Annotated in this window: 10 protein-coding genes; 2 read left to right on the top strand and 8 right to left on the bottom strand. The window is 71.3% G+C overall.

Going from position 1 to position 11,026, the window contains the following annotated elements; translation table 11 throughout:
- Positions 1-42: 42 nt before the first annotated feature.
- Together ACIPTO_RS17275 and ACIPTO_RS17270 are read right to left on the bottom strand one after the other, a co-directional pair.
- A complete protein-coding gene (locus ACIPTO_RS17275) occupies positions 43-1,764 on the bottom strand; it encodes an MFS transporter (protein ID WP_401192799.1) in 1,722 nt (573 codons plus the stop codon).
- Between the two features lie 41 nt (positions 1,765-1,805).
- A complete protein-coding gene (locus tag ACIPTO_RS17270; RefSeq protein WP_401192797.1) occupies positions 1,806-2,264 on the bottom strand; it encodes a MarR family winged helix-turn-helix transcriptional regulator in 459 nt (152 codons plus the stop codon).
- A 131-nt stretch (positions 2,265-2,395) separates the two neighbouring features.
- Here ACIPTO_RS17270 and ACIPTO_RS17265 point away from each other — a divergent pair, with 131 nt between their 5' ends.
- Positions 2,396-2,965: an RNA polymerase sigma factor gene (locus ACIPTO_RS17265; RefSeq protein WP_401192795.1), complete on the top strand. Its 570-nt coding sequence runs from the start codon at positions 2,396-2,398 to the stop codon at positions 2,963-2,965.
- Positions 2,962-3,603 (top strand): hypothetical protein, encoded by a 642-nt coding sequence (locus ACIPTO_RS17260; RefSeq protein WP_401192792.1) that lies wholly within the window; start codon positions 2,962-2,964, stop codon positions 3,601-3,603. The genes ACIPTO_RS17265 and ACIPTO_RS17260 overlap by 4 nt, the downstream gene beginning before the upstream one ends.
- 10 nt (positions 3,604-3,613) lie before the next feature.
- Here the strand turns inward: ACIPTO_RS17260 and ACIPTO_RS17255 are convergent, their stop codons facing one another.
- The 6 genes from ACIPTO_RS17255 to ACIPTO_RS17230 form a co-directional block, all read right to left on the bottom strand.
- Positions 3,614-4,465, bottom strand: coding sequence for a PaaX family transcriptional regulator C-terminal domain-containing protein (locus tag ACIPTO_RS17255; protein ID WP_401192790.1), 852 nt, complete (start codon positions 4,463-4,465; stop codon positions 3,614-3,616).
- A 58-nt stretch (positions 4,466-4,523) separates the two neighbouring features.
- The gene (locus tag ACIPTO_RS17250) at positions 4,524-6,893 is read right to left on the bottom strand and encodes a bifunctional salicylyl-CoA 5-hydroxylase/oxidoreductase (RefSeq protein WP_401192787.1); all 2,370 of its coding nucleotides are present in this window, start codon (positions 6,891-6,893) and stop codon (positions 4,524-4,526) included.
- On the bottom strand, positions 6,890-8,554 hold the full coding sequence (locus tag ACIPTO_RS17245) for an AMP-binding protein (RefSeq protein WP_401192784.1): 1,665 nt from the start codon (positions 8,552-8,554) through the stop codon (positions 6,890-6,892). Before ACIPTO_RS17245 ends, ACIPTO_RS17250 begins: the two co-directional genes overlap by 4 nt.
- A 79-nt stretch (positions 8,555-8,633) precedes the next feature.
- Positions 8,634-9,566, bottom strand: a complete 933-nt coding sequence (locus ACIPTO_RS17240) for an acyl-CoA thioesterase (protein ID WP_401192782.1) — start codon at positions 9,564-9,566, stop codon at positions 8,634-8,636.
- Entirely contained in the window at positions 9,563-10,048 is a 486-nt protein-coding gene (locus ACIPTO_RS17235; RefSeq protein ID WP_401192780.1) for a cupin domain-containing protein, read from the bottom strand. Before ACIPTO_RS17235 ends, ACIPTO_RS17240 begins: the two co-directional genes overlap by 4 nt.
- Positions 10,049-10,050: 2 nt before the next feature.
- Entirely contained in the window at positions 10,051-10,875 is an 825-nt protein-coding gene (locus tag ACIPTO_RS17230) for a fumarylacetoacetate hydrolase family protein (RefSeq protein ID WP_401192777.1), read from the bottom strand.
- Between the last annotated feature and the right edge of the window lie 151 nt (positions 10,876-11,026).

Here is an 11,026-nt window from a genome sequence, read left to right as displayed (position 1 = left end):
GCGCTCAGACTCGGACGGTTTTTCCGGACGGTGCGGTGCCGGTCAGGCCGCGCCGTCGCGCAGGGCCGGGAGGGTCGCCGACGTCAGGGGGCGCGGTGCGGTGTCGGGGGCGACGAGGACGACCGTGCAGGTGGCCGCGTGGGTGAGGGCGGTGGTGAAGCTGCCTTCCGCGAACTGGGTGAGAGGGCCGTGCGGTGAGCGGCCCACGGCGATCGCGCGGGCGCCGGTGTCGGTGGCGTGCCGGGCCAGGACGCGGCCCGCGGCGGTGTGGTCGCCGACGCTGGTGAGGATCTGGCCGGTCGCGGTCATGCCCTGCGCGGCGAGACGGTCGAGGTGGGCGGTCACGGCGGCGCGGGCCTCGTCCTGGGTCTCCGTGTCGGAGGCCTGTTCCTCGACGACGGCGGTCAGCTGGACGTGCACGACCTCCAGCGGGCTGTGCGTGTCCCGGGCGAGCCGGGCCGCGGCGTCGACGATGGCGGCGGCCCGCTCGTGCCCCGCGACGGCGACGACGACCGGCGGCGCCGTGGCCTCGGCGGCGCGGCCGACGGGGATGAGCGTCGGGGCGACCGACTCGCCCTCGCCGCCGCGCTGTTCGGCCTGCCGGAGCAGCCCGTGCCCGCTGGCCAGCACCGGTACGGCGAGCAGGAAGGTGGCGGCGCCCAGGTAGAAGGGGACGCTCAGGTCGGTGGCGTCGGCGAGCTTGCCCGCCGCGTACGGGGCCAGTCCGCCGCCGATGAAGCGCAGGAAACCGTACGCGGAGGAGGCGACCGGGCGCTCCACCGGCGAGACCAGCATGACGGCCTGGGTGGTCAGGGTGTTGTTGATGCCGATGAACGCGCCGCTGACGATGACCGCCACGATGACCACGGCCGGCGTCGAGACACCCGCCGCGATCACCGCCATCACCAGGGCGAGGCCGACCAGATTGACGTACAGGACGGGCGCGGTGCCGAACCGGGCCTGCAGACGCGGGGCGAAGAACACGCTGAACGCGGCCACGAGCAGACCCCACCCGGTGAAGACGAGACCGAGCCGGTGGGCGTCCAGCTCCATGGGGTAGGGGGCGTAGCCGAGCATCGTGAAGAAGCCCCAGTTGTAGAGCAGCGCCATGATGCCCATCGTCAGCAGGCCGCGGTGGCGCAGGGCCTTCAGCGGGGCGAGGGGCGAGGTGACCCGTGCGGGCTTGGGCAGGTCCGGCACGAACAGGACGGTGGCGATCAGCGCCACGGCCATGAGGACCGCGACGCCGAAGAACGGGCCGCGCCAGCTGATGCCGCCCAACTCGCCGCCGAGCAGCGGCCCTACGGCGATCCCGAGGCCGAGTGCCGTCTCGTACAGGATGATCGCGCCGCCGAACCCGCCGCTGGCCGACGCGACGATGACGGCCAGCGAGGTGGCGATGAACAGGGCGTTGCCGAGACCCCAGCCGGCGCGGAAGCCGACGATGCCGTTGATCGATCCGGAGGTGCCGGCCAGGGCGGCGAAGACCACGATGACGACGAGACCGGTGACGAGGGTGCGCTTGGCGCCGAAGCGGCTGGAGAACCAGCCCACGAACAGCATCGCGACCGCCGTCACGATCAGATAGCTGCTGAACAGCAGGGAGACCTGGCTCGGTGTGGCGTGCAGGCTCTTGGCCAGGGCGGGCAGGATCGGGTCGACGAGCCCGATGCCCATGAACGAGATGACGCAGGCGAACGCGACGGCCCAGACAGCCTTGGGCTGCCGGAACGGGCCGGCCGCGGATCCGTTGGGAACGCTCATGTGTGCTTGTCCTCCAAGGAGTTGAAGGGGATTCGGCGATGTCAGGCCCGGTCGTGGCGGTCCTGGATCGCGCGGGCCAGGGCCGGGAGGGCGATCCGCACCGCCTGTTGTTCCGGCTCGGTCAGTTCCTCGATCAGCAGGTCGAGGGCGTGGGCGCGTTCGGCGCGCCGCTGCCGGGAGACCTCCAGGCCCGCTTCGGTGGCCGCCACCAGGACGCCCCGGCCGTCGCTGCTGTCCGCGGTGCGCCGGACCAGGTCCGCGCGCTCCAGCCGGGTGACGAGCTGCGTCATGTTCGGCTGGGAGACGCCTTCGGCCCGGGCCAGGTCGGTCAGCCGGCACGGGCCCTCACGGCCGAGGCGCCCGAGCACGGCGGAGGCGGCCATGCTCAGTCCTCCGGTGACGGCGCTCCGGCGGACGTAACGGACCATCCGCTCGACGGCGATGATCAGCTCCTCCGGGGAGGTCTCGGGGAGCGACGGATCCATAACCCGCTTATGCATAACGCCATTATGAACTTAGATGTAGCGTGAAACAAGATCTCGGCGTGGATCGTGTGTGCGACCAACCGCCGCGCCCGTGCCGGACGCTGAAAGGAACCGGCCGCTGCCGGACAGTACGGGGTGTGGAATCCATGACGGAACAGGAGGCGCGCCGGATGCGGCGGGTGCGCTTCGAAGGACTGGCGCACCTGGTGGTGGAACCGCTGCACCGGTATCTGCTGCGCCGCACGAGCGCCGACCTGGTCGAGGACGTCCTGTCGGAGACGATGCTCGTGCTGTGGCGCCGGATCGACGACGTCCCCGGACTAGGAACGGACCCGGTGCCCGACCCCGCTGACGTACTGCCCTGGTGCTACGGCGTGGCGCGCGGGTGTCTCGCGAACGCGCGCCGGGCCGACGGGCGCAGACTCCGGCTGGTGGAGCGGTTGATCCGGACCCAGGAGGACGCTCCGGCGGCGGACCCCGATCACAGCGCACTGCATGCCGCGCTCGCCACCCTCGGGGCACTGGACCGCGAGGTGGTGCGGCTGTGGGCGTGGGAGGGGCTCGCGCCCCGGCAGATCGCGGAGGCGACCGGGCTGACCCCGAACGCGGTGAGCATCCGGCTCCACCGGGCGAAGGCGCGACTCGCCGCGCGGCTGGCGCGAAAGGATGCCGGACGGCCCGGACAGAAAAGGGACGAAGGAAGGAGCAGTCGGTGAATGACGACGAGTTGCTGGCCCGGCTGAAGTCCGCGGACCCGGCACGCACCCGCCTTGCTCCGCCGCCCGACATCGACCGCCTTGTGGAGGCCACCTTGAACACCGACACCGCAGTCCAGTCGGCGACCGCCGCCGTCGCCGTGACGACCGCGGGCTGGGGACACCGTCATCGCGTCGGACTCGCGGCGGCCGGCGCGCTGCTCGTCCTCGGCGGTGGCGTCGCGGGAGGAATCATGGCCAACAGCGGTGACAGCAAAGGCCGTTCGGTCGCGGCCACGAGCCCGGCCCCGCCCCACAGCTCCGCCCCGACCGGCCCGCTGCGGCTCACCGCCGGCGGAGGCTCCGCCAAGTGCATGGAGCCGAGCCCCGAGACGCTGGGCGGATACCCGACCCTCTTCGCGGGCACGGTCACGTCCGTCAAGGACGCGACGGTCACGTTCCATGTCGACGAGTGGTTCAAGGGCGGCGGAGTGGCGGCCGTCGAGCTCACCGCCGACACCGAGGTGCCGGAGACGCTGACGTTCTCGGAGGGCGAGCACTACATCGTGGCCGCCAAGGACGGCGTCGTCCCGCCGTGCGGCGCGAACACGGCCTCGCCCGAGACCGTCGCCAGGTTCCGCCAGGCGTTCGGGACCTGATCCCGGCCGCTCACGCGGGGGCGTCCAGCAGGCGCCGGGCGAACGCGTGCGCCGGGTCCGCCAGCCCGGCGCGGAGCGCGGCGAAGAGGTCCGCCGCCCTCGTGCCGGACCAGGTGGCGGGAAGGAGGGCGGCGGGCAGGCCCGGGTCGAGATAGGGCAACCGGCGCCAGGCGGTCAGGACATGGACGTAGTCGACGAACGCCTCCTGGTCCGACACCCCGGCGCCGGTCCCGCTCCAGCGCGCGGCCATCGGCGTGAACTCGGTGACGAAGTCGTCGTAGAGCTTCTGGAGCGCGGCCAGGTCCCACCAGCGGCCCACCTGCCGGGCCGGGTCGCCGAAGGCCACGTAGTCGGCGCGGAAGAGGTCGACGTACTGTTCCAGGCCGTGCCGGAGCAGGTGGTCGCGGGTGTCGTCGAGGGCGTGGGCCGGGGCTATCCAGACCCCGGACGAGACCGTGCCGAAGCCCAACCAGGCCAGCCTGGAACGGAGTTGGTGCCGCTGCTGGCGCTCGCTCTCCGGTACCGAGAAGACGGCGATGACCCAGCCGTCGTCGGTGACGGCATGACGTTCGAAGATGCGCCGGTCACCGGTCTCCAGGACGGAACGGGCGTACGGCGAGAGCGCGTACCCCGCGCGGCCGTCCCGGTGCTCGGAGACCAGGATCTCGCGGCGCTTGAGCCGCGAGATCGACGAGCGGACCGCCTGCGCGTCGACGTCCAGCTCGGCGAGCAGCTGGATGAGGGTGCTCACCCCGATCCAGCCGCCGACCTCGCGCGCGTAGAGGCCGTACACCGTGACGATCAGGGAGCGCGGCGGTGCGGGCTGGCCCGGGCTGTCGTCTTCGAGATCGCTTGCCGTCACGGTCGCAGTATTCCAGCGCGCTGTTCCGGGCACGCCGTCGAGACGGCACAGGGCCCGCTCATTCCGCCGCCCTGCCCGGGGTCCACCGCAGATGCACGGCATCCCTCGGCGTCTCCCGCAGCAGCGCGAGACGCGGCCGGACCGCGTCGGTCCGCGAGGTCGGAGGCTTGCGGCGCCCGGCCGCGAACTGCACCGGCCAGTCGGCACCCGCACCCCGGTACTCCTGCTCGGCCGCGGCCTGGAGCGTCCACTGCGGGTTGTACAGATGCGTACGGCCGAGCGCGCACAGATCGGCCCGCCCGGCGAGCAGGATCGAGTTGACGTCGTCGTACGACGAGATCGCTCCTACGGCGATCACGGCCGCGCCCGCCGGAGCGGCCACCTCGTGGCGGATGCGGTCGGCGAACGGGGTCTGGTAGGAGCGGCCGTACGCCGGTTTCTCGTCCTGGGTGACCTGGCCGGACGACACGTCGACGGCCGCCGCGCCGTGCGCGACGAACGCCCGCGCGATCTCCACCGCGTCGTGCTCGGTGTTCCCGTCCGGGACCCAGTCCGTGGCCGAGATCCGTACCGTCACCGGGCGGTCGGCGGGGAAAGCGGACCGTACGGCGTCGAAGACCTCCAGCGGGAAACGCAGCCGGTTCGCGAGGTCGCCGCCGTACTCGTCGGTGCGGTGGTTGGAGATGGGGGAGAGGAACGAGGAGAGCAAGTAGCCGTGGGCGGCGTGCACTTCGAGCAGATCGAAGCCCGCCTCGGAGCCGCGCCGCGCGGCGGCCACGAAATCGGCGACCACCGCGTCCATGTCGGCCCGCGTCATCTCGCGCGGCTGATGACAGCCCGTGCCGTACGGCACCGGGGAGGGGCCCATGACTTCCCAGTTGCCCTCGGTGAGGGGCTCGTCCATGCCCTCCCACATCACACGAGTTGAGCCCTTGCGGCCCGAATGGCCCAGCTGGAGACCGATCTTGGCGGTGCTGCGCTCGTGGACGAAGCCGGTGACCCGGGCCCACGCGTCGCGCTGCGTGTCGTTCCACAGGCCCGTGCAGCCCGGCGTGATGCGCGCCTCGGGGGAGACGCACACCATCTCGGTCATCACCAGGCCGGCACCGCCGAGCGCCTTCGAACCCAGGTGGACGACGTGGAAGTCGTCCGGTACTCCGTCGACGGCGGAGTACATGTCCATCGGCGAGACGACGATCCGGTTCTTCAGCTCCAGACCGCCGACGGTGAACGGCTGGAACATCGCCGGGACCGCCTCCGCCGCGCCCTGTGCGTCCGCGAAACCACGCTCGATCAGGTCGGCGAAGCCCGGGTCGCGTTCTTTGAGGTTGTCGAAGGTGATCCGGCGGGAGCGCGTGAGCAGGTTGAAGCAGAACTGCGCGGGGTCCTGGCCGGCGTAGCGGCCGATGTTCTCGAACCACTCCAGCGAGGCCTGGGCGGCGCGCTGCGTGGACTCCACCACCGGGCGGCGCTCCGTCTCGTACGCCGTCAACGCCTCCTCCACGCCGGGGTGTTCGTGCAGACACGCGGCCAGTGCGAGGGCGTCCTCCATGGCCAGCTTGGTGCCGGAGCCGATGGAGAAGTGCGCGGTGTGGGCCGCGTCGCCGAGCAGGACCACGTTGTGGTGGTGCCAGCGCTCGTTGCAGACCGTCGTGAAGTTCAGCCAACGCGAGTTGTTGGTGAGGAGGTTGTGCCCGGCCAGCTCCCCGGCGAAGATCTCGCGGAGCCGGGCCACCGACCGCTCGTCGCTGACGCCGGGCGCGAACTGCGTGCCCTCCGTCGCGTCGAGGCCCGCCGCACGCCACACGTTCTCCGCCATCTCCACGATGAACGTCGAACCCGCGTCGGAGTACGGGTAGCCGTGGATCTGCATGGTCCCGAACCCGGTCTGCCGGACGAAGAACTGGAACGCCTCGAAGACCCGGTCCGTGCCCAGCCACATGTACTTGTTCGTCCGCTCGTCCAGGGAGGGCACGAACGCGTCGGCGTACTTGGTGCGCACCGCCGAGTTGATCCCGTCTGCGGCGACCACGAGGTCGTAGGACGCGCGGAGTTCGTCCACGTCCGGGGCGAGGGTGCGGTAGTGCACGGTGACACCGAGACCAGCCGCCCGTTCCTGGAGGATGTGCAGCAGGTCCTTGCGGGCCATCGCCGCGAAACCCTGGCCGCCGACCGTGAAGGCGTGCCCGTCGCACTCGATGTCGATGTCGGTCCAGCGGGCGAACCGGCTCTCCATCGCCTCGTGGACGACGGTGTCCGCGTTCTCGATCCCACCCAGGGTCTCGTCGGAGAAGACCACACCGAAACCGAAGGTGTCGTCGGGGGCGTTGCGCTCCCAGACGGTGATCTCGTGCGCGGTGTCGAGCTGCTTCATGAGCGCGGCGAGGTACAGCCCACCGGGCCCGCCGCCCACGATCGCGATCCTCATGCCCGGTCCTCCTTCTCGCTCTCGACGAGCCGACGCAGCAGGAAGTGCTGAAGCTTTCCACTGGTGTTGCGGGGCAGCACCTCGCGAAAGCGCACCGCCCGGGGGTACTTGTACGGCGCGAGCTGCGCCTTCACGTGGTCCTGGATGTCCTTGACCTTGGCGTCGTCACCGACGACTCCGTCGACCAGGACGACGAACGCGCAGACGACGGAGCCGCGTTCGGGATCGGGCTTGGCGACCACCGCCGACTCGACGACGTCCGGGTGGGTGTTGATCGCGGACTCGACCTCGGGACCGCTGATGTTGTAGCCGGAGGACACGATCATGTTGTCCGTGCGGGTGCGGTAGTAGAAGTAGCCGTCCTCGTCGCGCACGAAGGTGTCCCCGGTGACGTTCCAGCCGCCCACCACGTAGTTCTCCTGGCGCCGGTCGTCGAGGTAACGGCAGCCGACCGGACCGATCACGGCCAGCCGCCCCTCCACACCGGGACCGACCTCCTCGCCGTCGAGGTCCAGAATGGTGGCCCGGTAACCGGGCACGGGCCGTCCCGTCGCGCCGGGCCGGATGTCGTCACCGGCGGCGGAGATGAAGATGTGGATCATCTCCGTGGCACCGATGCCGTCGATGACCCGGATCCCGGTCTCCGCCCGGAGCCGCTCCCGGACCTCCTCCGGTATGTGCTCCCCGGCGCTCACCGCGCCGCGCAGACCGTGCAGCCGGTCCGCCTTGCCCGCCTTGAGGATCTGCCGGTACGCCGTGGGCGCGGTCGCCAGCACGGTCACCCCCGCCTCGGCGACCAGATCGGCCAGTGGCTCCGGCGCCACGGCCTCCGTGAGCAGCGCGCACGCTCCGGCACGCAGGGCACAGACGACCAGGATGCCGAGACCGAACGTGAACGCGAACGGGGCCGTGCACGACACCAGATCGTCCGGCCGCAGGCGGAGCGTGTGCCGGCCGAAGGTGTTGTCGATCGACAGGATGTCCCGGTGGAAATGCGTCGTGATCTTCGGTACGCCGGTACTGCCCGAGGTGGGCCCGAAGAGGGCCACATCGTCGGCGGCGGTGTCGACCGCGCTGAACTCCCCCGGCTTCGACTCCACTTGACGCGTCAGATCGTCGGGCGCCTCCCCGCCGTACGCCACGATCCTGAGGGCCGGCAGGACGTCGTCGCGTACGGCTTCCACGTCCGCCGTGAACCGGTGGTCGACCAGGGCCACGGCCGGGCGGGTCTTCTCCACGACCGGGGCGAGTTCACGGGCCCGCAGCGCGGCCATGGTGGTGACGACTATGCCCCCGGCCTTGAGGGCGCCGAGCCAACACGCCACCGTCCAGGGGTTGTTGGGCGAGCGGAGGAGCAGGCGGTTGCCGGGGACCAGGCCGAGGTCGGCGGTGAGGACGTGGGCGATCTGGTTGGCGCGGCGCAGGAGTTCGCCGTAGGACCACACCTCGCCCTCCGGGGTGCGCAGGGCCGGGCGGTCGGGGCCGAACGCGGCGGTGGGGACGTCGATCAACTCGGCGCCGGCGTTGAGGCGTTCGGGGTAGCGGAGTTCGTCGGTGGTGAACTCCAGGACCGGCCACTGGGCCAGCGGCGGGAGGTGGTCGCGGGCGAACGTGTCCGGATAGGCGGAGGGCGAGAGACCCATCTGGTCCAGCTGGTCCATCGGGAGGTTCCTTTCCGCAGGCAGGCGGCGGGCCGTGCAGGGATCAGGAGCTGCGGGGGAGGCAGGAGCTGTGGGGGAGTCAAGAGCTGCGGATCAGGCCTTCCTGGACGACCGTCGCCAGATGCGTGCCGGTGGGGGTGAAGAAGCGGCCCACGGCGAGACCGCGACCGGCGTCGGCGGCCACGGCTTCCTGGGCGTAGAGGAGCCAGCCGTCCACCGGGGCGGGCTGGTGGAACCACATCGCGTGGTCGAGGCTCGCGGTGACGAGTCCGGGGAGTGCCCACGGCAGATCCAGCATCCGCAGGACGGGTTCGAGGATCGTGTAGTCGCAGACGTAGGCGAGCGCGGCCAGGTCGCGCTGCTCGTCGGTGAGGCCCTCGACGGGCCGCAGCGGATCGAACGGCCGCACCCACACAGCTTGTTGGGGGACGCGCTCGCCCTCGATCGTGAGGTAGACGGGTCCCGGCACGTGCCGCATGTCGAAGCTGCGGCCACCGCCCCAGTACTCCTCGGAGGCGTCGGTCATCGTGCCCCGAGGCGCGGCCGTGTCGCGCAAGTAGGAAGCGGAGCTGGGCAGTTCGGCGGGGCCCGGTACATCGGTCGGTGGCTCGGCGGCGAAGGTGCCACCCGGCTCGCCCGCCGCGAAGTTGGCGAGGCAGACGTAGACGGGCTTGCCGTTCTGGAAGCCGCGGACCTGCCGGGTGGCGTAGCCGCGGCCGTCGCGCAACAGCTCGACCTCGTAGCGGACGTCGGCGCCGATGTCGACCGGCCGCAGGAAGTAGGAATGCGTCGAGTGCAGCGTCTTGCCCTCGACGGAGCGCATCGCGGCGGCCGTGGCCTGCGCGACCATGTCACCGCCGTAGGCCTTCGGCCACGGGCAGGGCTGGGTGGTCGCCGTGAAGGCGAGGTCGAAGTGCTCGGGCTCGGCGGGGGTGAGCGCGATCGCGGCGGTGAAGGCCGCCGAGGTCGGGACGGAGCGGAGGCCGGCGCCGGTGGCGCGGGAGCCGGTCACGGCCGGTCCAGCCAGTCGCGCAGCTCGGTGTCGGCCACCTCGGCGAGGTTGACCACGATGTTCTCCGGCGTGCGGGTCGTCATCCAGGTCAGCGGGTTGTTGCGGTCGAGGTTGCACTCGACGTGCGGCATGAACGGCGGGACGAAGACCCAGTCGCCCTCCGCGAGGTCGAGGTAGTCCTCGAAACGCTCGCCGAAATAGATCCGGGCCCGGCCCGAGAGGACGTAACCACCGGTCTCGGCCTCGCCGTGGTGATGCGGCACCGAGCGGTAGCCCGACTCGTTGCTCACCTTCCCGAACCACAGCCTGGTCGCGGGCGTGTGCTGCGCGGAGACGCCCGAGATCCGGGTCGCGCCCGCCGACTGACCCGTGGCGCCGACCTCCAGGCCACCGCGCGTGACGACCGGGACGACCAGGCCTGACGCGTCGGCGTAGGACGAATTGTCGCCCTCCAGAACGTACTTGGAGAAATCGGGTTCCATGATCAGCTCCTGGGGTCGGTGAGACGGAAGCGGTTGCGCAGGGTGCCGATGCCGGGGATCTCCGTCTCGACGAGGTCGCCGTCGGTGAGGAAGACCGGCGGGGTCATGCCCGACCCCACGCCGCCGGGGGTGCCGGTGAGGATCAGGTCGCCGGGGCGCAGGACCGTGAAGGCGGAGACATAGGCGAGCAGGTCGGCGGCGTCGAACACCAGCGTGCGGGTGTCGCCGCGCTGTCGTTCGACCCCGTTGACCCGGCAGATCACCTCGACGCCCGCGACCGGGTCCAGCTCGTCGGGCGTGACGACCACCGGGCCGATCGGGGTGGTGCGGTCCCATGCCTTGCCCTGGAACCACTGCAGAGTGCGCTTCTGCCAGTCGCGCACGCTGATGTCGTTGGCGACGGTGTATCCGGCGATGGCCCGTTCGGCCAAGTGCCGGTCCGCGTCCCGGACTTCGGCGCCGACCACGACCGCGAGCTCGGCCTCCCAGTCCACGTCGACACCCGGCGGGAGGACCAGGTCGTCATCGGGGCCGGTCAGCGTGTCGGCGAACTTGGCGAAGAGGGTCGGGTGGGCCGGCAGTTCGCGGCCCATCTCGGTGATGTGGTCGGCGTAGTTGAGACCGCAGCAGGCGACCTTGCGGGGCGAGGGCAGCGGCAACACGGCTGTGGCGCCGGGGAGTTCGGGCCCGGCGAGGTCGGGGATGCGGTCGGTCGCCGTGGTCGCCAGCAGTGCGGAGAGGTCGTCGGCCGGCAGTGCCCGCCAGCGGTCACCGTCGAGGACGGCGGCCGTGGTGCGGCCTCCATGGGCCACGGTGGCGAGCTTCATGGGGCGGTCTCCCTCGGGTGGAAGCGGGCCGGGGCGGTTCGCGCGGCCGGGGTGTGGCGGGTGGCGCGACTGGTGGTGTGGCTGGGCGAGCGGCCGGATTGAGGTATAGCGAGATTTTCACGACCGTCGAAAACAGTCAATAGATGGGCTA

The sequence above is a fragment of the Streptomyces sp. NPDC090083 genome (assembly GCF_044747445.1).
In the GTDB taxonomy this organism is placed as follows: domain Bacteria; phylum Actinomycetota; class Actinomycetes; order Streptomycetales; family Streptomycetaceae; genus Streptomyces.
This window is presented reverse-complemented; position numbering and strand designations above follow the sequence as displayed.